Raw genomic sequence first — 24,630 nt, forward strand, 5'->3', positions numbered from 1 at the left:
CCACCTGCCTGACGTGTGAGGGATTCGTTACCTGACGTTTACTTTGGAAACTATAGACCTGGCGTCGGACGTCCTGTATCGCGCCGTGCGGAGCGGTCAGGACTCTTGTGAGGGTGTGCGGGAATGCATTGCGACAGTGGTGTTCTCGAGGGTCTCGCCGCAGTGCGCGCACCGGTGTTCCAGTTCCAGTGAGTGCCCGCATTCGTGTAAGAGGACCGACGGGGCGTCGTCGACCGCCCACTTGGCGCCCCATTGGAACAGTGAGAGGAGTAGTGGCCGAAGGTCCTCGCCCGCCGGCGTCAGGTGGTACTCGAACCGGGGAGGGTGTTCGGAGTACTGCCTGCGCTCGATGACGCCGACCTCCTCCAGTTTGCGCAGTCGCGCGGTGAGGATGTCGCGCGAGACGCCGATGTAACCGGCGATCCGGTCGAAGCGGTGCACTCCGTAGCTCAGTTCGCGGATCACCAGCATGGACCAGCGGTCGCCGATCAGTTCCATGGTTGCGGCGATGGCGCAGGGTCTCGGCGCCAGTGGCATGCGGTCCATGACGATCTCGGGTGTCGCTGGCTCGGTGTGGCCGTTGTTCATGCACTCCATCATAGAGGGTTGTGTTTTCCAACTGATAGGGATTACTGTCGTGAACGTAGTTAGTTGGAAAAGCAGACTTACTCTTTCGAAGGGGTCGTCATGACCACGATTCAAGATCGAACGGTGCTGGTCACCGGAGCCAATCGCGGGCTCGGACGTGCCTTCGTCGCGGAGGCGCTCGCGCGTGGAGCGCGCACGGTCTACGCATCGGCGCGTGACGCGTCGACGATCGACGAGCACCCGCGGGTCATTCCCGTGCAACTGGATGTCACGAACCCCGAATCGGTCTACGCCGCCGCGGAGGTCGTCGGGGATCTCGGCGTGCTGATCAACAACGCGGGCATCCTCGTCGGCGAATCGCCGCTCACGGGTGACCTCGACGGGATGCGCCGCGAACTCGAAACCAACCTGTACGGACCGCTCAACGTCACCCGCGCGCTCGCGCCGATCATCGCTTCCAACGGGGGCGGCGCGATTCTCAACGTGCATTCGGTGCTGTCGTGGCTGGCCATCGGCGGCTCCTACAGCGTGTCCAAGGCCGCCCTGTGGAGCGCCACCAACGCCATGCGCGCCGAACTCGCGGCACAGAACATCCAGGTGGTCGGGCTGCACCTCGGGTACATGGACACCGACATGACGAGCGGACTGGACGTCGAGAAGATCTCGGCGGCGGAGGTCGCGCGACTGGCCTTCGACGGCATCGAGTCCGGCGCCCACGAAGTCCTCGCCGACGACACCACCCGCAACGTCAAGGCGGCGCTCTCCGGCGACCTCGACGTCCTCTATCCGCAGTCGGCCGAGCAGGGGGCCGCGTAGTGAGTGTGTTCGGAAACGGGGACGTGTCGACGGTCGAGGACTTGTCGGACGCCGAGTGGGGAGACGTGCGGTCGAAGATCGTCGAGTGGCGCGACCCGGCGGGTCCCGCGCGCAAAGCCCGGGAACTCGACGGCCTCACCTACCTGCGGGCGATTCTCGACGGCGGCATTCCGGCACCGCCGATCGCGAGCCTGATGAACCTGCGGTTCCTCCAGGCCGAACCGGGAAGGGTCGTCTTCGCGCTCGATCCCGACGAGTCGCAGTACAACCCCATCGGCGCCATCCATGGCGGTGCCGTGTGCACCCTGCTCGATTCGGTGGCCGGATGTGCGGTGCACTCGACGCTGCCTGCGGGATTTGCCTATACCTCGGTCGAGATCAAGGTCAACTACATCCGTGGGGCCACCCGCGATTCGGGTGCGCTGACCGCCACCGGCACGGTGAAGAAGTCCGGTCGCCGCATCGCCTTCGCGGAAGGGGAGGTCGTCGACGCGCAGGGCCGCCTCGTCGCCACCGCCACCAGCACACTGCTGGTGTTCGAGGTTCCGCCGGGCGCCTGACTTCTGGACGGCTCCCATCGAGCGCCGGGGTTACCCGGGAAACCCGCCACTCGCGGAGGTAGGTGGCGGGTCCCGGTGCACCGTTGCCCCGTCGGGTTGGGGCGATGCGTGAACAAGACTAATCAGTCGGTTTGTTACGCGCGAGTACGCGACCATGGTTCGGACGGCGGGGCGGATACCTATCGGACGGTCGTACAGGACGCCGCAGGTCGAAGCCACCCTACGAGGTACCGAAGTTTGATGTACTGAATTTGGTCCTCATCAGCGTCCCAGAGCGGTCAAGGAAGGCACACCCATGGGCACGATCACTACCCAGGATGGCACGGAGATCTTCTACAAGGACTGGGGAACCGGTCAACCCATCGTGTTCAGCCACGGCTGGCCGCTGTCGGCGGACGACTGGGACACCCAAATGCTGTTCTTCCTCCAGCACGGCTACCGCGTCATCGCCCACGACCGGCGCGGTCACGGACGCTCCACGCAGACCGGCGACGGCCACGACATGGACCACTACGCCGACGACCTCGCCGCGTTGACGTCGCACCTCGACCTCCAGGACGCGATTCATGTCGGCCATTCGACCGGCGGCGGCGAGGTGGTGCATTACCTCGCGCGGCATGGGGAGAGCCGGGTGTCGAAGGCCGCACTGATCAGCGCGGTGCCGCCGCTCATGGTGAAGACGGAGGCCAACCCGGGCGGCCTGCCCAAGGCCGTCTTCGACGATCTGCAGGCGCAACTCGCGGCCAACCGTTCCGTCTTCTATCGCGACCTGCCGTCCGGGCCCTTCTACGGATTCAATCGACCGGGCGTGAAATCCTCCGAGGCGATCATCGAGAACTGGTGGCGCCAAGGAATGATGGGCGGGGCCAAGGCGCACTACGACGGGATCGTCGCCTTCTCGCAGACCGATTTCACCGACGACTTGAAGAAGATCACCGTCCCCGTGCTCGTGATGCACAGCGAAGACGATCAGATCGTTCCCTACGCCGACGCGGGACCACTGTCCGCGAAGCTTCTCTCGAACGGCACGCTGAAGACGTACAAGGACTTCCCCCACGGCATGCCCACCACGCACGCGGAGACGATCAACGCCGACCTGCTGGCCTTCCTGAAGAACTGACGCGCAGGCCCCCGATTCCTATTCGCCTAGGTCATCGGGGGTTTTCGTCTGTCACTGTTCCGTCGAATGAGTGCCCCCGGCAGGATTCGAACCTGCGACCAATGGATTAGAAGGCCATTGCTCTATCCCCTGAGCTACGGAGGCGCGCAGCAAATATTACCTGTCGCCTCGCGTGCTCCGATCGGGGCTGTGGTGTGCGCGTCATGAGCCCACGGCTGCGGCGCAGAGCAGCAGTCCTGCCAGGACGAGTTCAACGACGAAGTAGAACCACACGGGGTAGAAACGGGTCGGCCGGTCGGCGACGGCCGACACGATCCGGCCGAAGGCCATTCCCAGCAGGGCGACGGCCACCGTCACCGCCGCGACCGATCGGATGCCGTAGGCGTCGAAAGCCGCGAAGAAGAGCAGGCCCGCCACCGCGACACCGAAACCGCCGTAGACGGCGCGCACCTCGGCGCGGGCCGTCGCCGAATCCGCGGTAAGACGGAACGGGGCGACCAGCCGACCGGGCACCGCGAGCCCGTACACGCCCATGCCCGCGAAGAACAATGCCACCACGATGATCAGAAACTCCGCCATCTCAGCCTCTCGTTCCCTCGGGACACGTCCCCGTCGACGTTAGCCGGAACGGCGACGGACCCTCGCGTCTCCGACGGCCTGTCGTAGGTCCTACCCTTGATGTATGGCTACACCCCAGCTCGCGGCGTCCGACCCGGCATCGAAACCCCCGAATCGTGCCGATTCGACCGCCCTGTTCGTCGTCGGCGGTCTCATCGCCGGTCTGGTTGCGGCAATCGTCGTCGGACTTTCCGCTGCTCAGGCGCTCGTGCTGCTGGGAATCCCGGATCCCGGGCCGATCACCACGTATGGACTGCCTGCCATGCGGGCCGTGTCGGAGATCGCTGCGGTCATCACCATCGGATCGTTGCTGCTCGCGGCGTTCTTCGTCCCGCCGCAGAAATCCGGGGTCCTGGACGTCGACGGCTACCGCGCGGTGCGGACGGCGTCGTACGCCGCGATCGTGTGGGCCGCGACGGCTCTCGTCCTGGTCCCGTTGACGCTGTCGGACACGTCCGGGCAACCCTTCGCCGAGGCGGTGAAACCGGCCAACATCTTCAACTCGATCGATCAGGTCGAACTCGCCGGCGCCTGGCGCTGGACCGCGATCATCGCCATCGTTCTTGCGATCGCCTCCCGGCTCGTGCTGCGCTGGTGGTGGACGCCGATCCTCCTGGTCGTCGGCATCCTCGGGCTGATGCCGCTCGCACTGACGGGACATTCGTCTTCGGGTGGTTCGCACGACATGGCGACGAACAGCCTGATCCTCCACCTCGTGGCGGCCTCCCTGTGGGCGGGCGGACTGTTCGCTCTCCTCGCGCATGCGCGTCGTCGGGGCGCCTACACCGATGTCGCGGCGCGACGGTTCTCCGCGGTCGCGACCGTCTGCTTCGCCGTCATGGCGGTCAGCGGTGTGGTGAACGCGCTGGTCCGCGTCCCGATCGGCGACCTCCTCGACACGACGTACGGACGCCTGGTGGTCGCGAAGACGGTGGCCCTCGTGATCCTGGGTGCCTTCGGCTGGGCGCAGCGTCGGCGGGCGCTGCCCGCGCTGCGGAAGGACCCGACGAGCCGCGGCAACCTGATTCGCTTCGCCGGTGCGGAGGCCATGGTCTTCGCCGCGACGATCGGTCTCGCCGTCGGGCTCGGCCGTACGCCGCCGCCCGCTCCGACCGCGGCGCCCACCCTCACGGAGGTGGAACTCGGATACAACCTGGCGGGCCCGCCGACGTTCACCAGGTTGATGCTGGACTGGCGATTCGACCTCCTCTACGGCACCGCCGCGATCGTGCTGGCCGTGGTGTACGCGGTGGGTCTGCGCACACTTCGCCGTCGCGGCGACAGCTGGCCGGTCGGCCGGACCGTCGCCTGGATGTGCGGTTGCGTGGTGCTGCTGATCGCGACGTCCTCGGGTGTCGGTCGCTACTCGCCGGCCGTGTTCAGCGTGCACATGGGCGCCCATATGGCGCTGTCCATGCTGGCGCCGGTTCTCCTGGTGCTGGGTGCTCCGATCACACTCGCCCTGCGCGCCCTCGATCCCGCAGGCAAGAACGGTGTGCCGGGACTGCGGGAGTGGATCCTGACCGCGCTGCACAGCCCGTTCTCCCGATTCATCACCCACCCCGTCGTCGCGGCGGTGTTGTTCGTGGGCGGTTTCTACGCCCTGTACCTCGGCGGGATCTTCGAGGCCGCGGTCGACTCCCACTCGGCACACATCCTGATGAACCTGCATTTCCTGCTCAGTGGCTATCTCTTCTACTGGGTCGCGATCGGTATCGATCCGTCGCCGCGCAAGCTGCAACCGGTGACGAAGCTCGCGATGGTGTTCGGCTCACTGCCGTTCCACGCGTTCTTCGGTGTCGCGCTGATGAGCATGGGCGCCGTGATGGGCGAGTGGTACTACCGATCGCTCGGGCTCGGCTGGAACGCCGACCTGGTGGGAGACCAGCAGCTCGGCGGCAGCATCGCCTGGGCCACCGGCGAGATCCCACTGGTACTGGTGATGATGGCTCTGCTCATCCAGTGGTCCCGCAGCGACGGCCGCACGGCGCGGCGGGTCGACCGGGCCGCGGACCGCGACGACGATGCGGATCTGGCAGCCCACAACGCGATGTTCGCGGAGCTGGCGCGACGCGACCGTGAAGCGGGACACTGACCGCTAGCACGCCGCCCCGACACGTTCGGGGCTCGCGCGACCGTTTCCGCGGTGTCATCCACAGGCCCTCCGGTTATCCACAGATGTCGGATCCGGGCCGGAAACGGCGCGGTCGGACGGCACGCTGTGAGTGACGGCACCTTGCCGCACTCACAGGGGGTAGAGCGTCATGTACGAAACACACGGCACCGTGGTCGGAACGGTCATCACCAGCCCGGTCACCCGGTCGAACGCGGCCGGTGACGAGTTTCTCAGCTTCCGGATGGCGAGCACGGTCCGGCGCCGCGACCACACGACAGGGGAGTGGCGCGACGGGAGCACGCTCTACCTCACGGTGACCTGCCGGCGACGGCTGATGGCCGGTGTCGCCGGGTCGATCGCGAAGGGAGACCCCGTCATCGTGACCGGCGAGTTGCGCACCACCGAATACACCACGCGGGACGGCATCGCCCGCTCCGACCTGGAGTTGAGCGCGACCGCCATCGGACCGGATCTGGCCCGCTGCACGGTTGTCCTCGAGCGTGCACCGCGAACCGCGGACGGCGCCGCCGCGTCGCCGGCGACGGAAGAGGTCGCCACCCGGTCCCTCGTCGCGTAGCAGCATCGCGGGCACCGGCGCCGACCTCGCGCTCCCGGCGCCGGTGCCCGCGGCTTCTTCCCCGAAGCCCCCGATCACGTTCGCCACCCGCCGCGATGTGGGTTCATCGCGCCCCACCATTAGGCTGGCCCCATGGCTGAGTTCATTTACACGATGAAGAAGGTGCGCAAGGCGCACGGTGACAAGGTCATCCTCGATGACGTCACGATGAGCTTCTACCCCGGCGCCAAGATCGGTGTGGTCGGCCCGAACGGCGCGGGTAAATCCAGCATCCTCAAGATCATGGCGGGGCTGGATCAGCCGGGCAACGGTGAAGCGTTCATCGCTCCCGGTGCCACCGTCGGGATCCTCATGCAGGAACCGCACCTCGACGAGACCAAGACCGTTCGCGAGAACGTCGAAGAGGGCCTGGGTGACACCATGGTCCAGCTCAAGCGGTACAACGAGATCGCCGAGCTGATGGCCACCGACTACTCCGATGAGCTGATGGAGGAGATGGGCGAGCTCCAGGAGAAGCTCGACCATGCCAACGCATGGGAGATCGACTCCCAGCTCGAGCAGGCGATGGATGCGTTGCGCTGTCCGCCGCCGGAGGAGATGGTCACCCACCTCTCCGGTGGTGAGAAGCGCCGCGTCGCCCTCTGCAAGCTCCTGCTCAGCAAGCCCGACCTGCTGCTGCTCGACGAGCCGACCAACCACCTCGACGCGGAGAGCGTCCTGTGGCTCGAGCAGCACCTCGCCGCCTATCCCGGTGCCATCCTCGCCGTCACCCACGACCGGTACTTCCTCGACCACGTCGCCCAGTGGATCTGTGAGGTCGACCGCGGTCGCCTGTACCCGTACGAGGGCAACTACTCCACCTACCTGGAGCAGAAGGCCGCGCGGCTCGAGGTTTCGGGCAAGAAGGACCAGAAGCTGCAGAAGCGCCTCAAGGAGGAGCTGGCCTGGGTTCGCTCCGGCGCGAAGGCCCGTCAGGCCAAGAACAAGGCCCGCCTCGACCGCTACGAGGAAATGGCCAACGAGGCCGAGAAGACCCGCAAACTCGACTTCGACGAGATCCAGATCCCGGCACCGCCGCGCCTCGGCGACGTCGTCGTGGAGGTCTCGAACCTCGACAAGGGCTTCGACGGCCGGGTTCTGATCAAGGACCTGTCGTTCACGCTGCCGCGTAACGGCATCGTCGGTGTGATCGGCCCCAACGGTGTCGGTAAGACCACGCTGTTCAAGACCGTCGTCGGGCTCGAGGAGCCGGACGCGGGCGAGGTGAAGATCGGCCAGACGGTCAAGCTCAGCTACGTCGACCAGAACCGCACCGGCATCGACCCCGACAAGACGGTGTGGGAGGTCGTGTCCGACGGTCTCGATCACATCGTCGTCGGCCAGACGGAGATGCCGTCGCGCGCCTACATCAGCTCGTTCGGGTTCAAGGGCCACGATCAGCAGAAGCCGGCCGGCGTCCTCTCCGGTGGTGAGCGCAACCGCCTGAACCTCGCGATGACGCTCAAGCAGGGCGGAAACCTGATCCTGCTCGACGAACCGACCAACGACCTCGACGTCGAAACCCTCGGTTCACTGGAGAACGCGCTGGAACAGTTCCCCGGTTGCGCCGTCGTGATCTCCCACGACCGCTGGTTCCTCGACCGGACCTGCACGCACATCCTCGCGTGGGAGGGCGGCTTCGGCGACAACGAGGCTGCCTGGTACTGGTACGAGGGCAACTTCGAGGGCTACGAGGCGAACAAGGTCGAGCGGCTCGGACCGGACGCGGCACGTCCGCACCGCGTGACGCACCGCAAGCTCACGAGGGACTGAACTGGTGGAGCAGAAGGCCTTCACATACGAGATCCAGGTCCGGTGGGGTGACTCCGACCGGCTGGGTCACGTCAACAACACCCGGTTCGTCGAATACATGCAGGAAGCGCGTATCCACTTCCTGACCAGCGAGCTGCGCGCAAACGGTGAGCGGCCCGGTGCGATGGTGGTGCGCAAGATGGACGTCGAATTCCTGCGTCCCGTCACCGACGCCTCGGGTCCGTTGCAGATCGACGTGTCGGTGCTGCACGTCGGTACCTCGTCGTACACGATCCGGCACGTCGTCACGAACCGTGACGGTGTCCGCTGCGCGACGGGCGACGCACTGCTGGTGGCGTTCGACGTGAGGACCGAAAGCTCGCGGCCGCTGTCCGAGGCGGAACGAAACGGGCTCGAGCGGTACCTCGCGCCGGCGACCACCGGCTGAACGATCCGGCACGCGGGGTGCTCGAAGTTCACCCTCTGTTCCCATCGCCGCGGGCTAGTCTCGAGAGAGTTGCCCGCGGCGATCGGAACGAAGAGGAAGTGAGCCCCGATGACGGAATCGGCAGAACTGAAAGATGCGGAGTGGGCGCGGAATCTGCCCGAAGGTCTCCGGTCTCAGGTGCCGACTCTCGCTGCCGTGTACTTCCGGCACGTCGATCGCGGTGACAGCGAGAGTGCCGTCAACGGGGCTTCGGACGCCGTGCTCGGCGCGCATCTGGCATTGGCCCTGCAACGCCCGCCCGAGCGGGCGGTCACCCGCGTCCACCGGCCGGGCGACGGTCGCGAACTTGGTGCGTCCCTGCAGATCGTGAACGACGACATGCCGCTGCTCGTCGAATCGATCACCGCGCTGCTGAACCGTCTCGGCATCGGGATCAGCGAATTCGTGCACCCGATCATTTCGGTGCGCCGCGACCCGATCGGTGCCCTGCGCGGAATCCTCATGGGGGACAAGGCCAAGGATGCCGACGCGGACAGCCTCTCCGAATCGTGGATCCACGTCCAACTCGACCCGCGTACCGACTCGTCGGTTCTCGACATGCTCGAGAAGGAGGTCGGCACCGTCCTCGCCGACGTGCGCCAGGTTGTCCGGGACACCGACATCATGCGCAAGCTCGAGCGGACGCTTGCCGACGAGCTCGAGGCGTCCGCACCTTGTCCCGGTGTGTCGAAGGAAGACCTGGAGGACTGCGCCGATCTGTTGCGGTGGATGTCGCAGGGCAACTACGCGGCGCTCGGGTACCGCCGCTTTCAGCTGGGGGAGCCGGTCGATTCCGGCGCCCGGAGCCTGCAGGTGGTGCCGGGCAGCGGACTCGGACTGCTGCGCTCCGACACCGTCACCGAGGGCCCGCTGAGTCTGCCGCCGGCCGCCGAGATCCCCGACCGGCCCCTGCTCGTGCTGACCCAGGGCTCGTTCCCCGCGACCGTCCATCGCGCGGTCTACCCGTTCTTCGTCGGTGTGAGCATCCTCGACGAGGGCGGCAACATCACCGGTGAGCACCGCTTCCTCGGAGTCTTCACGGTCACGGCGCTGCACGAGAACGTCCTCGACATTCCGGTGATCGCCCGGCGGGTGCGCAAGGTGATCGAACGTGCCGGGTTCCAATTGAACTCGTATTCGGGCCAGGCGATGCTGGAGGTCATCCAGTCGTTCCCGCGCACCGAGCTGTTCTCGAGCGACGCGGACACGCTGTACGACACGGTGACCGCGGTGCACAGCATCGGGCTCAGGCGCCAGGTGCGCCTGTTCGTGCGCGAGGATTTTCTCGGACGCTTCGTCTCCTGCCTGATCTATCTTCCCCGCGACCGGTACACCACCCGGGTCCGGCTCGCCATGCAGGACATCCTGCTGCAGGAATTCGGCGGCGGCACATTGGAATACACCGCACGCGTCACGGAGTCCGACCTGGCGCTGCTGCACGTGACGATCCGTAAGAACGCCGAACATTTGGGGTCGAAGCTCGACATCTCGGACGCCGATCGCGAACGGGTGCAGGCGATGCTGGCCGAGGCGAGCCGCAGCTGGGACGATCATCTCGGTGACCTCCTCCCGGTCACCACCGGCGTGGATCCCGTTCTGGCGCAGCGTTATGCGACCGTTCTGCCCGAGGGGTACAAGGAAGATTTCGACGCCGCGCGCGCGTTGTCCGACCTCGTGAGGCTGGAGGCGCTCGAAGAGGGTTCGATCGACCTGCTGCTCTACCGCGACCGCGGGTCGGAGGTCGGTCGCTGGCGATTCACCCTGTACGTCGGGGGCGACGGCATTTCGCTCAGCCAGGTGCTTCCGGTGCTGCAGAGTCTGGGTGTCGAGGTTCTCGACGAACGGCCCTATCTGATTCCGCGTCCCGACGGGTTGACGTGCTGGATCTACGATTTCGGGCTGTCGGTCCCCGCGGAGTTGCTCCGCTCCTCGGTGGAGGACGACCTGGACGCGGAACTCGCCGCCGAGGAGGCGTCCGCCGCCGAACCGAAGCTTCAGGAACGGTTCACGGAAGCGTTCACGGCGGTCTGGTTCGGGCGGGCGGAGGCCGACCGGTTCAACGAACTGATCCTGCGGGCGGGTATGTCGTGGCGGCAGGCGGTGATTCTGCGGGCGTACACGAAGTACCTGCGCCAGGCAGGATTTCCCTACAGCCAGTTCCACATCGAGGGGGTCGCGCTGGCCAATCCTCGTTCGGCGTGCACCCTGGTCGAGTTGTTCGAGGCGATGTTCGACCCGGAGTCGCCCTCACCCGACCGGGTGTCCGAACTCGAAGCCCGCCTGAAGGAGTACATCGACTCCGTGGTCAGCCTCGACGCGGACCGCATTCTGCGTGGCCTGTTCGGGCTGATCAAATCGACGTTGCGGACCAACTATTTCGTCGTCGGCGAGACGGGGGAGCCGCAGACCTACCTGTCGATCAAGCTCGATCCACAATTGATCCAGGAATTGCCGAAGCCCCGGCCGAAGTACGAGATCTTCGTGTACTCGCCCGACGTCGAGGGTGTGCACCTGCGGTTCGGGTCCGTCGCTCGCGGCGGGCTGCGCTGGTCGGACCGGCGCGAGGACTTCCGCACCGAGATCCTGGGGTTGGCGAAGGCCCAGGCCGTGAAGAACGCGGTGATCGTCCCGGTCGGGGCGAAGGGTGGCTTCGTCGTCAAGAATCCGCCGACCGCGTCGGGCGATGCGGCGGCCGACCGCGCGGCCGCTCTCGAAGCGGGCCAGGACTGCTACCGCACGTTCATCTCCGGGCTCCTGGATCTCACGGACAACGTCGATCAGGCATCGGGGGAGATCGTGCCCCCTGACCGGGTGGTGAGGTTGGACGGCGACGACCGGTACCTCGTCGTGGCGGCGGACAAGGGCACCGCGAAGTTCTCCGATCTCGCCAATTCGGTTGCGGAACAGTACAACTTCTGGCTCGGAGACGCGTTCGCCTCCGGTGGCTCGGCCGGGTATGACCACAAGGAGATGGGCATCACCGCGCGTGGTGCCTGGGAAAGCGTGAAACGGCATTTCCGCGAGATGGGGGTCGACACCCAGACCCAGGACTTCACCGTGGTCGGTGTCGGGGACATGAGCGGCGACGTCTTCGGGAACGGCATGCTCCTCAGTCGGCACATCCGGCTGGTCGCCGCGTTCGATCATCGGCACGTCTTCCTCGATCCGAACCCCGACGCGGCCCGGTCCTTCGAGGAACGTTCGCGGATGTTCGCCCTCCCGCGGTCGTCGTGGGCCGACTACGACACCGGCATCATCAGCGAGGGCGGGGGAGTGTGGGACCGCACCCGTAAATCGGTCCCGATCAGTGCCGCCGCGCGTTCGGTGCTCGGCCTCGACGACGCGATCACCGAGCTCTCGCCCCCGGAACTGGTCCGGGCGATTCTGCGCGCTCCGGTTGATCTGCTGTGGAACGGCGGTATCGGTACCTACGTCAAGGCGTCCACCGAGACCAATGCGATGGTGGGCGACAAGAGCAACGACGCCGTGCGCGTCGACGGCAACGACGTGCGGGCCCGGGTGGTCGGTGAAGGTGGCAACCTCGGGGTGACCGCGCTCGGCCGCATCGAGTACAGCCAGAACGGTGGCCGGATCAACACGGACGCGATCGACAACTCCGCGGGCGTCGACTGCTCCGATCACGAGGTGAACATCAAGATCCTGCTGGACTCGCTGGTGAGCAGCGGCGGGTTGCCGGGGGAGGAGCGTAATCCGCTGCTGGCGTCGATGACCGACGAGGTGGCGCAGCTGGTGCTCGCGAACAACATCGCCCAGAACGATCTGCTCGGCGTCTCGCGGACGAGCGCCGTTCCGATGCTGACTGTGCATCGCCGGCAGATCGAGCACCTGGCGTCGCGCCGTGGACTCGACCGCAAACTCGAGGCGCTGCCCACCGAGGAGGAGATCGCGCGACGCAGGCAGGTGGGGCAGGGGCTGACGTCGCCGGAACTCGCAACGCTCACCGCGCACGTGAAGCTGGCGCTCAAGGACGATCTGCTCGCGACGGATCTCCCCGACAGCGAGACGTTCGCGCCGCGGTTGCCGCGCTATTTCCCGACGGTGCTGCGCAAGCGGTTCCGCACCGCGATCAAGGCGCATCCCCTGCGCCGGCAGATCGTGGCGACGATGCTCGCGAACGAGACCATCGACAACGGCGGCATCACCTTCGCGTACCGATTGGCGGACGAGGCGGGCGCGAGCAGCACCGACGCGATCCGGGCGTACGCCGCGGTCACCGAGATCTTCGCCCTCCCCGACCTGTGGTCGAGGATCCGGTCGGCGAACATCGCGGCAGACATCGAGGACGACCTGATCCTCGAGTCCGGCCGGGTTCTCGACCGTGCGTCGCGCTGGTTGCTGACCAACCGCCCGCAGCCCCTCGCCGTGGGCGCGGAGATCGCCCGGTACTCGGCCGATTTTCGGGCGCTCTCGCCGAAGGTGCCCCAGCTGGTCAGGGGACATCAGCTCGCCGATGTGGAGACGCGAGCGCGGCCGCTCGTCACCAGCGGGGCACCCGAGGACCTCACGTTCGAGGTGTTCCGGCTTCTGGACAAGTTCTGCCTGCTCGACATCATCGACGTCGCGGACATCGCCGAGCGCGACATCGACGAGGTGGCCGAGCTGTACTACGAACTCGACGCGCACCTCGGCATCGACTGGCTGCTGAGCGCGGTGTCCACCCTCGCGCGTGGCGACCGCTGGCATTCGCTGGCCCGCCTCGCGTTGCGCGACGACCTCTACAGTTCGCTGCGCCAGCTCACGATGGAAGTGCTGATGGGTGGCGAACCTCACGAGACCCCGCAGGAGAAGATCGACGACTGGGAATCGACGAACGCGTCCCGGCTGGCCAGGGCGAGGTCCGCTCTCACCGAAATTTTCGAGTCTGGGACCCTTGACCTCGCGACGCTCTCGGTGGCGGCGCGTCAGGTACGCAGCATGGTGCGAGGTGTGGGCACCCGATCGGAGGTATGACGTTGAGCGAGGGCTTTCACGCGGAGGTCGAAGTTCGTTGGTCGGACATGGACGTCTTCCAACACATCAACCACGCTCGGATGGTGACGTTGCTGGAAGAGGCGCGGATTCCCTGGCTGTTCGAGGACGACCGGCCCACCGTCACGCTGCGTGACGGCGCGGTCATCGCCGATCTCCATGTGCGCTACCGCGGGCAGCTCCGGCACAGCGATTCACCGCTCGACGTCCTGATGTGGGTGGAGAAGGTCCGGGCCGTCGATTTCACGATCGGCTACGAAGTCCGCCCCAAGGGTGTCGACGTCTCGGTCGCGCCGTCCATCGTCGCCTCGACGCAGATCGCGGCGTTCGACATCGACACCCAGCGACTGCGCAGGATCACCGACGTCGAGCGTGCGTACCTGGAGAGCTGGCAGCGTGCATGAGCGCGTTCTGTCGATCCCGGATGCGACGGAGCGCGGTGATCTCGCCACGTTCCTCACCCGTGTGGTCCGGTTGGACGAATCCGCGGTGGTCCGCTTCCGGCAACGAGGCACCGGGCGTCTGACCGTCTGGGCGGCAACCGGTTTCGACGCGCTGGCGGTGCGCACTGTCGCGGGGACGATCACCCCCGACGACACGTCGGCCGCCGCCGACCAACTGCTCGCCGCGCTCGCCGCGGCGACGACGGCCGACATCGACCCGGGGTTCTCGATGGATTCGGCGTGGCGGGGCGCGCTTCCACCGACGGAGGGTTTCGTCCACGTCGACGACGTCCCCGCGCGGGTGCTCGTCGACCTTGCCCAGCGCGGTGCGGCACTGGCGCAGGAGCACGGCAGCAGCCACGGTCCGCCTGCGTCGCTCCTCGACCAGGAAGTGCTGCAGGTGCGCGGCGCGGAGCAATCCGTCGCCATCCCGATGCGGGTGGTGTTCGCGCTCACCGCGATGGGGTTCGTTCCGCACGCGGGCTCGGACCGGCTGACAGCCGACATCGATCTCGAGCGCATCGACACGTCCGAACTGGTCCGGATCCGAGCCACCGCCTCGTGGTTGCGGGTGGACGCGCGATTCGGGTCGATCTACCGGCACCGCGGTGGGGGGATTCCGTTGTCGGTGGCCCGGTAGCTGGTCGTCAGCCGGTCCGCAGTGTGCTGGTGGCCAGTACGGCGAGTGACGCGACGACGGCCGCCATCCCCAGCCCCGCGACCACGGTCAGCTGCTCGCCGAGCACCACGGTGCCGAGAAGCGCTGCGACCACCGGCTCGGTGAGCGTCAGGGTCGCGACCGTCGCGGGTGGCAGCCGCCGTAGACCGGCGGCGAACAGCAGATACGCCAGCACCGTCGGGACGATCGCCAGATACACCGCCGCGGCCGCTCCCGCCCCGGTGTCCAGCCCGCCGGGCCAGGTGGCGACGAGGACGGGGATCAGGAACAGTCCGCCGAGACCGAACATCTGCCCCATTGCGGCCTCGGGGCGCGCACCCGCGGTCAGCAGGGACGATCCCGCCACCGTGTAGGCGGCGTACCCGAGACCGGCGATCAGCGCGGGCAGCGCACCCGCCAGGACCCCGGACGAGTCGGAGCCGCCGGTGGTGCCCACCACGATCAGCCCCATCCCGGCGACGGCGATGACAGTCGACACGGCCCACACCGGACCCGGGCGTTGCCGATGGACTGCCCATTGCAGAGCACCGGTGAACGCGGGGCCCGAGCCCAGCGCGATCATCGTGCCCGCCGCCACCCCGGCGCTCTGCACACCGGTGAAGAATCCGAGTTGGTAGGCCGCGACGCCGATCCCGCCCCACACGGCAGGCGCGTACCCACGAATCCCGAAGCCGCCACCGAACCCGAGACCCCCGCGTAGCGCCGCGAACGCGGCGAGGAGCGCACCCGCGGCCACGACCCGCACCGAACCGACGGCCAGCGGGTCGAGATCGTATCCGAGAGAGCGGGACGCGAGGGCCTGCGCGGTTCCTGTCGTCGCGAACAGGATCGATGCTGCGACGACCGCCGCGACCGCGGGAGTGCGGGTCAGATGAGCCACGCAGCCGCGTTCGGCGGGAGCTGGCCGTCCACCAGCGGGGCGCTGCTGAGCAGCACCTCACCCGGTGGCAGCGAGATCGGCGCCTCGGTGGCGTTCAGGGCGCAGATCAGGCCGCCGCGCCTGCGGAAGGCGAAGCACCCGCCGGGGCTGCCGTACCAGTCGACACCGGGACCGGAGAACTCCGGACGGAACGAGCGCAGTTCGAGCGCCGCCCGGTACAACGACAGCGTCGACGTGACGTCCTCGAGTTGCGCCTCGACGGTGAGCTGCGACCATTCGGGCGGCATCGGCAGCCAGGGCTCGCCCGTGCTGAATCCGAACGGGGGCTCGGTGCCCTCCCACGGCAGGGGGACGCGGCATCCGTCGCGGCCGCGTTCGGTGTGACCGGACCGTTCCCACACCGGGTCCTGCAACGCCGAATCGGGCAGTTCGACGTTGGGCAGGCCGAGTTCGGCGCCGTTGTACAGGAACGCCGCACCCGGCAGCGCCAGTTCGACGAGCGTCATCGCCCGGGCTCGCGCCGTGCCGATCTCGCCGCCGCCGTACCGGGTGACTTCCCGTTCCACGTCGTGGTTCGACAGGGTCCAGGTGGGGGTGCCGCCCACCTGGTCGACGGCCGTGAGGGAATTCTCGATGGCCTCCCGCACGGTCTCCGCCGAGAACTCGGCCTCGGCCAGCCGGAAGTTGAACCCCAGGTGGAGTTCGTCGGGCCGGATGTACTCACCGAAGCGTTCGTTGTCGCGAACCCAGATCTCGCCGACCGCCATCGTGCCCGGGTACTCGTCGAGGACCTTGCGGATGCCGCGGTGGATGTCGTGGACCGCGGGATTGTCGAACCGCGGATCGTCGTCGGAGTTCTGCAGCAACTCGTTGGCGGACCAGTCGTGGTCCGGCAGACCCTCCGGCTTGGCCATGCCGTGCGCGACGTCGATGCGGAATCCATCGACACCCCGGTCCAGCCAGAACCGGAGAGTCTTCGTGAGATCCTCGACGACCTCCGGGTTGTCCCAGTTCAGGTCGGGCTGTTCCGTCGCGAAGATGTGCAGGTACCACTGTCCGGGCCGGCCGTCGGCCTCGGTGATTCGCGTCCACGCCGGACCGCCGAAGATGCTCGGCCAGTTGTTGGGCGGCTCCGAGCCGTCCTCGCCGCGGCCGTCGCGGAAGATGTACCGGTTCCGCTCCGGGCTGCCCGGGGGCGACGCGAGCGCGGCCCGGAACCACTCGTGCTCGACGCTGGTGTGGTTGGGCACCAGGTCCATCGTCACCTTGATCTGGCGCGAGTGCGCGGCCTCGATCAGCGCGTCCATGACCTCGAGGTCACCGAACAGCGGGTCGATGTCGCGTGGGTCGGACACGTCGTAGCCGTGATCGGCCATCGGCGAACGCATGACCGGGCTCAGCCACAGGGCGTCGACACCGAGGAGTTCGAGGTAGCCCAGTTTGTCCCGCACGCCGTGGAGGTCGCCGACACCGTCACCCTTCGCGTCGGCGAACGAGCGGGGATAGATCTGGTAGAAGACGGCGTCGGACCACCAGGGTGCCGGCGAGGTGTCGTCGGCGGACGTTTCGGCGGGAGTGCTCACAAACGCCCATCGTGCCAAACGATCGTCCGCGCCACGACTCGACCGGCGGAATCGGGGTGGGGCAGTTCAGAACGCCGAGTTCACCATCGACGCGGCGGCCATGTCCATGTACTCGGTGAGGGCCTTGCGGTGGGCGTCGTCGAGGGTGCCGGAATCGATCGACGCGATGGCCGTGTGCATGCATCGCAGCCAGGCGTCGCGCTCGATCGGACCGATCTTGAACGGCTGGTGACGCAGCCGCAGCCGCGGGTGGCCGCGCTCGTCCGAATAGGTGTGCGGTCCGCCCCAGTACTGCTCGAGGAACATCCGCATCCGGCGCTCGGCCGGACCCAGATCCTCCTCGGGATACAGGGGCCGCACGATGTCGTCCTTCGCGACTTCCTCGTAGAAGCGCGCGGTGAGTTTGCGGAACGTCTCCGCTCCGCCCACCGCCTCGTAGAAGGTCTGCTGCACGTCAGTCATGGCGCCTTCCATTGTGCACGTGCGGGCGCAGACGGTCTCCGTCACCGTCTGTTCACCGAATGGCCTGCATTTTTGTCAGAAATGGACGTGCACGAGCAGGCGATTCATGGTGCACTTGGTGGCAATCTCCCGGAGGTCGCATGAAAAATCGACACAGCGCCCGCGCGCACCGACAACTCGTGCCCACTGATGCCCGGAGTGCCGGGCTTTCAGGGGCGTTTGCTTTACAAGTGATCACCGAAGGCTCCGCGCACAGCGCAGAGCCTTCTTTCCCGGGCGAGAATGCGGTTCCGCTCTGGATCAAGCGCCGGGTGCTTCTGCTGAACGTCACCTACGAGCCGCTCACCGCCCTTCCTGCCCGCCGCGCCGTGGTGTTGATGACCTGCGGTAAGGCCGATACCGTTCACGAGGATCCGCAGGCCCCCGTGGTCCACTCCGAGCAGTGGTCCGTGCAGGTGCCGTCTGTGATCCGCCTCCGGAACTACGTCCGCGTCCCGTATCGCGCCCGCGTTCCGATGACCCGAGCAGCGCTCATGCACCGAGACCGGTTCCGCTGCGCGTACTGCGGTTCCAAGGCGGAGACCGTCGATCACGTCGTTCCCCGCAGCCGCGGGGGTGGGCACTCGTGGGAGAACTGTGTGGCCTGCTGCGCGCCCTGCAACCACCGCAAGGCGGACAAGTTGCTGAGCGAACTCGGCTGGACGCTCCGGGCGGCCCTGGTACCTCCGTCGGGCCCGCACTGGCGACTGCTGGCGTCCACCAAGGACCTCCACCCGTCGTGGATGCCCTACCTCGGCGAAGGCGCTGCCTGAGCGTTCCGCACGTCCTCGTCACGAAGTTCGGCCCTGACGGTTCCCTTCGCACGGTTCTGGGCTACCGTTTGCGTTGTGAGCATTCTCGAGACAGTGCTGATATTCGTAGGAATTCCGGCGTTGATCACCGCCTTCTTCGCGGGGATGTCGTTCGTCGGCAAGAAGACGCCGGGCCCCGTGCCGCCCGCGTTCCACCTCGGCGAGGAATGGACGCACGCGCCGGTGCTGTGGAGCGCCGTCGACGAGGTGACCACGCACGGTCATCACGGCGGACATCACGACGCGCACGCCGGTTCGGCAGACCTGATTGGAGGCTCGGCAAGTGGCAAGTGGTGACCTGATTCCCGCCTCCGCGGTATCCGCGGAGAATCTGCCCGTCGGCAGCGTCGTGACGGCGAGCGGCCGCATCTCCGGCGTGCATCGCGTCGGTGAGCCGTTCACCGACGACCTGCCGTTCACGACGGACGAACTCGTCCGCCTCGACGATGCGCTCACCGAAGGCACCCGCGCGACGAAGGTGCGCTTCAACGCGTACATCGGCGACCTCGGCGCCGACACCGCGGCCGGCGCCGACACGCTCTTCCCGACGACTCCCGAGGCGGAGCGTTCCGTCCTCATCGCGGTGTCGCCCAACCAGCGGACGGTCGAGATCCGCAGCGGCCGGGCCGTGGCCAACCGCGTCACCGACCGCGTCGCCCAGCTCGGTGCCACAGCGGCTGTCTCGTCGTTCGGTGACGGAGACCTGATCGACGGTCTCGTGAGCGCCATCCGCGTGATGAGCGCGGCGATCGCCGCGCCGTAAACCAGCACATATCAGCGTCCGTGCGGCCCGATATGGTTCAGTCCCACTGAACCGTGTCGAGCCGTCGGTGCGTTATCGGGTGTCGACGCAGCGGCCGGCGCCGTCGAGAGTCCTTCGGACGGCATCGATGCCGAGTTCCATCATCTGCGCGGTCCGGTCCGCGAGGCTCGCGGGAAGGATGTCCGCGATCCAGACGAAGACGGTTCCGCCGTGGCCGTCGTCGCTCACCTGGGCGGAAGCGTTGTGGTGCTCGTAGGGGCCGTCGACGATCGACCAGGCCAGTCGGCGTGCGTCCTCGTCGCACGAGACAAGGCGCTCCCGGACGACCGAACCGTCGACGAAGGTGATGACTCGATCACCCCGGTCGATCACCGAGTCGGTGACGAAACCCACTGCGAGCCGGGTGTGCAACGCACCCCAGTCGCGCAGGGCGTCCCACGCGGCTTCGGGTGCGGCATCGATGTGTGCGGACTTGCGGATGTAGGGCATGACTGCAGTGTGCCGCGGGGAATCCCGCGAGGATTGAAGATTCTTGCAGGCCACCGGAGGTCCGGGATGCTGTCGGGACCTGCGGGTAGCGTCCCGGCTGTGGCGGTGAGCGAGGTTGCACGTCTGCCGGGCGCTTGTGTCTGGGCGGTGGATTGCTGCGCCGCGCACCCGGGCTGGTCGGACGTGGAGGTGCGCGACGATCGCCGGTTCGTGCTCGTCCGGAGCGGCCGCTTCCTGCGGCGGATCGACGGCCGGGAGTCGATGTTCGACCGGACCGTGGCCTATCTCGGAATGCCGGGCGAAGTGGAGGAGTTCGCGCATCCCTGCGGTGGTGACCGGTGCACGTCGATCAGCGTCCGGTCCGGGCTCTGGCGTGCGATCGCCGGCGACGACTGGGCGCTCGGTCGATCGGATGTGTACGTCGATGCCCGGGTGGATCTTCTCCATCGCCGCCTGCTCCTGGCCGGCCGGATCGGCGACGTCGACTACGCCCTCGCCGAGGAGATCGTTCGACTCGTCGCGGTCGCTGCGCACGCTGCATCGCAGGGACGGTCGACTGGACGCCGGCGCGGTGGCCTGCCGGACGATGCCGTGGCCGCTGCCGCCCGCGCGGCAGTCCTCGACGACGAGCCCGGCTCGGAAGGACTGATACCCCTCGCCGAACGGTTCGGGGTGTCACCGTTCGGGCTCAGTCGTGCCTTCAGTGCGGTCATGGGCGTGTCGCTCACCAGATACCGCAACAGGGTTCGGGTGGGACGGGCACTGGAGCGGATCGAGCACGGCGACCGCGACCTCGCCGGACTCGCCGCAGATCTGGGTTTCTCGGATCAGGCCCACATGACCAGGACGATCCGCGTCCACCTCGGCGAGACCCCCACCGCACTTCGAATGCTGTTGTCGGCCTGAACTGCTCTCGACTTCTGTCGGTGGTCGATGCGAACATATGTTCGTGTCCGATTCGTCGCGCCCGCGCATCTCGAGTGGCGCCGAGGCGACCATCCTGCACGCCGACCTCGATGCCTTCTACGCGTCGGTGGAGCAGCGGGACGATCCGAGCCTGCGCGGAGTCCCGGTGATCGTCGGCGGCGGTGTCGTCCTGGCCGCGAGCTACGAGGCCAAGGCCTACGGGGTGCGCACGGCCAGCAGTGGTGCGCAGGCGTTGCGTCTGTGCCCGCACGCGGTCGTGGTGCGTCCGCGGATGTCGGCGTACGCGGCCGCGAGCAAGGCGGTGTTCGAGGTCTTCGGGCAGACGACACCCCTGGTCGAGGGACTGTCCATCGACGAGGCGTTCCTCGACGTCGCCGGTCTGCGCAAGATCGCCGGCGCACCCGTCGACATCGCGGCGCGCCTGCGCCGCGAGGTGCGGGAGCAGGTCGGCCTGCCGATCACCGTCGGCGTCGCGAGAACCAAGTTCCTCGCCAAGGTGGCCAGCGCCGTGGGCAAACCCGACGGACTGCTGCATGTGCCGCCGGACCGCGAGATCGAGTTCCTGCACCCGCTGCCGGTCGAACGGCTGTGGGGAGTCGGGGCGGTGACGTCGGTCAAGCTGCGCGACGCCGGGATCGGCACGGTCGGCCAGCTCGCCCACTATCCGGAAGAGCTGCTCGTCTCGATCGTGGGGCCCGCCGCGGGTCACCATCTCCATGCGCTCGCCTGGGCGCGCGACCCGCGGCCGGTGCAGGTGGGACGCAGACGAAGATCCGTCGGCGCGCAGCACGCCCTGGGGCGCAGGCCGAAGTCGCGGGAGGATGTGGACGCCGCCCTCGTGACGTTGGTCGACCGGGTGGCAGGCCGGCTGCGCCGCGGCAAGCGGGTGGGGCGCACCGTGGTGCTCAGGCTTCGTTTCGACGACTTCACGCGGGTCACGCGATCGCACACGCTCGCGCAGCCGTCGGCGCAGACGCAGACGATCCTCACCACGGCCCGCGGCTTGCTGAACGGCGCGATGCCGATGATCGAACGCAAGGGAGTCACCCTCGTGGGTGTCGCGGTGGCCAACCTCGAGGACGACTGTCCGCAGCAGCTGGCGTTGCCGTTCGATCCGTACACGAGCAGCACGCTCGACACCACGCTCGACAGCGTCCGTGATCGTTTCGGCTCCTCGGCCGTCACCCGGGCGGTGCTGCTGGGCCGGGACCAGGGCGTGACCGTGCCGATCCTGCCGGACTAGCCGGCAGGATCGGCCACCGATCAGCTCGCGTCGAACTTCCGGGCCGCCAGCGACCGGACGATTCCGGCGCGGCCCTCGACCACCAGGCGGCGCAGGGCCGGCGGATGGTCACCGGTCAGGAAGTCGTCGGCTGCCGCGACGGACTCCTCGCTGATCGACCACGACGGGTACAGCCCCACCACGACGGTCTGCGCGACCTCGCTCGAACGCCGCTCCCACACCGCGGGGATGTCCGCGAAGTAGCGGGCCACATAGGGTTCGAGTATCTCGGACTGACCGTGACCGGCGAATCCGCCGATGATCGAGCGGGCGGTGATGTTCGGCACCGAATCGTCGCCGACCACACGGTTCCACGCCTGTTCCTTCACCGCGGCCTGCGGGCGGACGGTGGCCGCCGCAGCGGCGTTGCGGGCGCCGGCCGCGGTGGGGTCGCGTTCGGCCTCGACGTCGATGAACGGCGTCTCGATGCCCTCGGCGTCGATCTCACCGGCGCCGGCGAGTGCGCTGACGAGACGCCAGCGCAGGTCCGTGTCGACGACGAGTCCCGGCAGCCCGACCGTCTCCGGTGCGGCGTCCAGCAGTTCCTGCAGCACCTCGGTGTGCCATGCCGACAACTGGGCGCCGGCGAGCGCGTTGACGAACGCCAGCTGGTGATCCGATCCCGGCTCGGCTTCCCGTGCCAGTTCGAGGAGCCGGTTCGCGAAGTCGGGCCAGCCGTGTTCCTTGGACCACCCGGGTTCGGCGTAGCTGTGCAACGCGGTCTGGGCCTGCATCAGCAGACGCTGGACCACGCCGACTTCGGTCTCGGAGCCGACGCCGCGCTGGACGAGGGCGACGAAATCGCGTGCCTTGAGCTCCGCCTGGCGCGTCATCTCCCAGGCCGCCGACCACACCAGGGTGCGGGGGAGGGGCTCGTCGATGTCGCCGATGCGCTCGATCGCGGTGGCGAGCGAGTCGGGATCGAGCCGCAGCGAGCAGTAGGTGAGGTCGTCGTCGTTGACGAGGATCAGCTGACCGCGGTCGACACCGACGAGTTCGGCCGCGTCGGTGCGTTCGGCCGCGTCGAGGTCGAGTTCGACCCGCTTCGTGCGGACCAGCTTGCCGTCGCGATCGTCGTACACGCCGACCGCGATGCGGTGCACCCGTCGCTCACCGGCACCCGGTGCGGCGCCGTCCTGCAGCACGGCGAACCGGGTGAACGTGCCGTCCGCGTCGACGTCGAAGTCGGGGCGCAGGATGTTGAGTCCGGTGGTCTTGAGCCACTGCGTTCCCCAGTCGGACAGGTCGCGCCCCGACGACTTCTCGAGTGCGCCGAGGAGGTCGTCGAACGTGGCGTTGTCGAAGGCGTGGTCGCGGAAGTAGTCGCGCAGACCGGACAGGAACGGCTCGAGCCCGACGTAGGCGACGAGCTGCTTGAGGACGGAGGCGCCCTTCGCGTAGGTGATGCCGTCGAAGTTCACCTCGACCGCGGCGAGGTCGGGGATGTCGGCGGCGATGGGATGCGTGGACGGCAGCTGATCCTGCCGGTACGCCCACGACTTCTCGACGTTCGCGAACGTCGTCCAGGCGTTGGTGTATTCGGTGGCCTCGCTCTGGCAGAGCACGGAGGCGAACGTCGCGAACGACTCGTTGAGCCACAGGTCGTCCCACCAGCGCATGGTGACCAGGTCGCCGAACCACATGTGCGCCATCTCGTGCAGCACGGTCTCGGCGCGCCGCTCGTACGACGCCCGCGTCACCTTGGACCGGAAGACATAGTCCTCGAGGAACGTGACGGCGCCCGCGTTCTCCATTGCGCCCGCGTTGAATTCGGGGACGAACAGCTGGTCGTACTTCCCGAACGCGTACGGGGTGCCGAAATTGCGGTGATAGAACTCGAAGCCCTGCTTGGTCTCCGTGAACAGGCGCTCGGAGTCCATGTGCTGCCCGAGGGAGGCGCGGCAGTAGATACCGAGGGGGATGTCGCCGTGCTCGTCGGAGTAGTTGTCGGTCCACTCCGCGTACGGGCCGGCGATCAGGGCGACGAGGTAGGTGCTCATCTTCGGTGTCGTGCGGAAGATGTGCCGACCGGGTTCGGCTGCCACCGTCTCGACGGTCGCGGAGTTGGAGATCACCTTCCAGTCGGCGGGCGACGTGACGTGCACGTCGAACGTCGCCTTCAGGTCGGGCTGGTCGAAGCACGCGAACATCCGCTTGGCGTCGGCGGTCTCGAACTGCGAGTACAGGTAGACCGCGTCGTCGGTGGGGTCGACGAAGCGGTGCAGCCCCTCACCGGTGTGCGAGTACGCGCAATCGGCCTCGACCACCAGTTCGTTGCGTTCCGCGAGGTCGGTGAGTGCGATGCCCGTGGACTCGTCGTACCCCGAGACGTCGACGGGAGATCCGTTCAGCGTGGCCGAATGCACACGCGCCGCGACGATGTCGACGAACGTGGACGCGCCGGCGGTGGCCCCGAACGTGACGGTGGTGCGCGAGGAGAACGTCTCGACTCCGGGCTGAATTGTCGTCTCGACTCCGGGCTGACCTGTCCCGTCGGTGAGGTCGAGTTCGATCAGGTAATTGTCGACGGTCAGCAGCCCGGCTCGTTCGGCTGCCTGTTCGCGGGTCAGGTTCGGTGGGGCCACAGAGGTCTCCTCGTGATCGGCGGC

At 67.5% G+C, this 24,630-nt stretch carries 22 protein-coding genes and 1 tRNA gene; 15 read left to right on the top strand and 8 right to left on the bottom strand.

The window, feature by feature from the left end; genetic code table 11:
* Positions 1-96: 96 nt before the first annotated feature.
* On the bottom strand, positions 97-600 hold the full coding sequence (locus tag RJ1_RS12515; RefSeq protein ID WP_073360298.1) for a winged helix-turn-helix transcriptional regulator: 504 nt from the start codon (positions 598-600) through the stop codon (positions 97-99).
* An 87-nt stretch (positions 601-687) separates the two neighbouring features.
* Between RJ1_RS12515 and RJ1_RS12520 the strand changes: the two genes are divergently transcribed.
* The 3 genes from RJ1_RS12520 (at position 688) to RJ1_RS12530 (ending at position 3,084) form a co-directional block, all read left to right on the top strand.
* Positions 688-1,404 carry an SDR family oxidoreductase gene (locus RJ1_RS12520; protein WP_073360300.1) on the top strand — a complete coding sequence of 239 codons (717 nt, stop codon included), beginning with the start codon at positions 688-690 and terminating at the stop codon, positions 1,402-1,404.
* A complete protein-coding gene (locus RJ1_RS12525) occupies positions 1,404-1,964 on the top strand; it encodes a PaaI family thioesterase (RefSeq protein ID WP_073360302.1) in 561 nt (186 codons plus the stop codon). Before RJ1_RS12520 ends, RJ1_RS12525 begins: the two co-directional genes overlap by 1 nt.
* A 295-nt stretch (positions 1,965-2,259) precedes the next feature.
* Positions 2,260-3,084, top strand: coding sequence for an alpha/beta fold hydrolase (locus RJ1_RS12530; protein WP_073360304.1), 825 nt, complete (start codon positions 2,260-2,262; stop codon positions 3,082-3,084).
* 71 nt (positions 3,085-3,155) lie between these two features.
* Here RJ1_RS12530 and RJ1_RS12535 read toward each other — a convergent pair.
* Positions 3,156-3,228, bottom strand: a tRNA-Arg gene (locus RJ1_RS12535).
* 57 nt (positions 3,229-3,285) lie between these two features.
* Positions 3,286-3,663 (bottom strand): DUF4345 family protein, encoded by a 378-nt coding sequence (locus RJ1_RS12540; protein WP_073360306.1) that lies wholly within the window; start codon positions 3,661-3,663, stop codon positions 3,286-3,288.
* Between the two features lie 103 nt (positions 3,664-3,766).
* Here RJ1_RS12540 and RJ1_RS12545 point away from each other — a divergent pair, with 103 nt between their 5' ends.
* The 7 genes from RJ1_RS12545 (at position 3,767) to RJ1_RS12575 (ending at position 14,745) form a co-directional block, all read left to right on the top strand.
* Positions 3,767-5,797: a bifunctional copper resistance protein CopD/cytochrome c oxidase assembly protein gene (locus tag RJ1_RS12545; protein ID WP_073360308.1), complete on the top strand. Its 2,031-nt coding sequence runs from the start codon at positions 3,767-3,769 to the stop codon at positions 5,795-5,797.
* A gap of 169 nt (positions 5,798-5,966) precedes the next feature.
* Complete coding sequence (locus RJ1_RS12550) at positions 5,967-6,395, top strand: single-stranded DNA-binding protein (protein ID WP_073360310.1); 429 nt, start codon at positions 5,967-5,969, stop codon at positions 6,393-6,395.
* 132 nt (positions 6,396-6,527) lie between these two features.
* Positions 6,528-8,207, top strand: a complete 1,680-nt coding sequence (gene ettA / locus RJ1_RS12555; RefSeq protein ID WP_073360312.1) for an energy-dependent translational throttle protein EttA — start codon at positions 6,528-6,530, stop codon at positions 8,205-8,207.
* Between the two features lies 1 nt (position 8,208).
* Complete coding sequence (locus tag RJ1_RS12560) at positions 8,209-8,634, top strand: acyl-CoA thioesterase (protein WP_073360314.1); 426 nt, start codon at positions 8,209-8,211, stop codon at positions 8,632-8,634.
* A gap of 108 nt (positions 8,635-8,742) precedes the next feature.
* On the top strand, positions 8,743-13,644 hold the full coding sequence (locus RJ1_RS12565; protein WP_073360316.1) for an NAD-glutamate dehydrogenase: 4,902 nt from the start codon (positions 8,743-8,745) through the stop codon (positions 13,642-13,644).
* Positions 13,641-14,066 (top strand): acyl-CoA thioesterase, encoded by a 426-nt coding sequence (locus tag RJ1_RS12570; RefSeq protein ID WP_073360318.1) that lies wholly within the window; start codon positions 13,641-13,643, stop codon positions 14,064-14,066. Before RJ1_RS12565 ends, RJ1_RS12570 begins: the two co-directional genes overlap by 4 nt.
* The gene (locus RJ1_RS12575; RefSeq protein ID WP_073360320.1) at positions 14,059-14,745 is read left to right on the top strand and encodes a DUF8010 domain-containing protein; all 687 of its coding nucleotides are present in this window, start codon (positions 14,059-14,061) and stop codon (positions 14,743-14,745) included. Before RJ1_RS12570 ends, RJ1_RS12575 begins: the two co-directional genes overlap by 8 nt.
* Before the next feature lie 7 nt (positions 14,746-14,752).
* Here the strand turns inward: RJ1_RS12575 and RJ1_RS12580 are convergent, their stop codons facing one another.
* The 3 genes from RJ1_RS12580 to RJ1_RS12590 form a co-directional block, all read right to left on the bottom strand.
* Entirely contained in the window at positions 14,753-15,664 is a 912-nt protein-coding gene (locus RJ1_RS12580; protein ID WP_073360322.1) for an EamA family transporter, read from the bottom strand.
* Complete coding sequence (locus tag RJ1_RS12585) at positions 15,652-17,247, bottom strand: glycoside hydrolase family 13 protein (protein ID WP_073360324.1); 1,596 nt, start codon at positions 17,245-17,247, stop codon at positions 15,652-15,654. The genes RJ1_RS12580 and RJ1_RS12585 overlap by 13 nt, the downstream gene beginning before the upstream one ends.
* Positions 17,248-17,313: 66 nt before the next feature.
* A complete protein-coding gene (locus tag RJ1_RS12590; protein ID WP_029537133.1) occupies positions 17,314-17,709 on the bottom strand; it encodes a globin in 396 nt (131 codons plus the stop codon).
* A 140-nt stretch (positions 17,710-17,849) separates the two neighbouring features.
* On the opposite strand from RJ1_RS12590, the gene RJ1_RS12595 reads away from it, so the two are divergent.
* The 3 genes from RJ1_RS12595 to RJ1_RS12605 all read left to right on the top strand — a co-directional run bounded on the left by RJ1_RS12595 (position 17,850) and on the right by RJ1_RS12605 (position 19,323).
* On the top strand, positions 17,850-18,521 hold the full coding sequence (locus RJ1_RS12595; protein ID WP_162850331.1) for an HNH endonuclease: 672 nt from the start codon (positions 17,850-17,852) through the stop codon (positions 18,519-18,521).
* Between the two features lie 75 nt (positions 18,522-18,596).
* On the top strand, positions 18,597-18,857 hold the full coding sequence (ctaJ, locus tag RJ1_RS12600) for an aa3-type cytochrome oxidase subunit CtaJ (RefSeq protein ID WP_073360330.1): 261 nt from the start codon (positions 18,597-18,599) through the stop codon (positions 18,855-18,857).
* Positions 18,844-19,323 (top strand): DUF5130 domain-containing protein, encoded by a 480-nt coding sequence (locus RJ1_RS12605; protein WP_073360332.1) that lies wholly within the window; start codon positions 18,844-18,846, stop codon positions 19,321-19,323. The genes ctaJ and RJ1_RS12605 overlap by 14 nt, the downstream gene beginning before the upstream one ends.
* Before the next feature lie 72 nt (positions 19,324-19,395).
* Here RJ1_RS12605 and RJ1_RS12610 read toward each other — a convergent pair whose 3' ends face one another.
* Positions 19,396-19,812: an SRPBCC family protein gene (locus tag RJ1_RS12610; protein WP_073360334.1), complete on the bottom strand. Its 417-nt coding sequence runs from the start codon at positions 19,810-19,812 to the stop codon at positions 19,396-19,398.
* Positions 19,813-19,911: 99 nt separating this feature from the next.
* On the opposite strand from RJ1_RS12610, the gene RJ1_RS47625 reads away from it, so the two are divergent.
* On the top strand, positions 19,912-20,718 hold the full coding sequence (locus tag RJ1_RS47625) for an AraC family transcriptional regulator (RefSeq protein WP_240319744.1): 807 nt from the start codon (positions 19,912-19,914) through the stop codon (positions 20,716-20,718).
* Between the two features lie 37 nt (positions 20,719-20,755).
* A complete protein-coding gene (gene dinB, locus RJ1_RS12620) occupies positions 20,756-21,982 on the top strand; it encodes a DNA polymerase IV (RefSeq protein WP_073360336.1) in 1,227 nt (408 codons plus the stop codon).
* Between the two features lie 20 nt (positions 21,983-22,002).
* Here dinB and pepN read toward each other — a convergent pair whose 3' ends face one another.
* Complete coding sequence (gene pepN / locus RJ1_RS12625) at positions 22,003-24,606, bottom strand: aminopeptidase N (protein WP_073360338.1); 2,604 nt, start codon at positions 24,604-24,606, stop codon at positions 22,003-22,005.
* Between the last annotated feature and the right edge of the window lie 24 nt (positions 24,607-24,630).

The sequence above is a fragment of the Rhodococcus jostii NBRC 16295 genome, assembly GCF_001894825.1.
Lineage (GTDB): Bacteria > Actinomycetota > Actinomycetes > Mycobacteriales > Mycobacteriaceae > Rhodococcus_F > Rhodococcus_F jostii.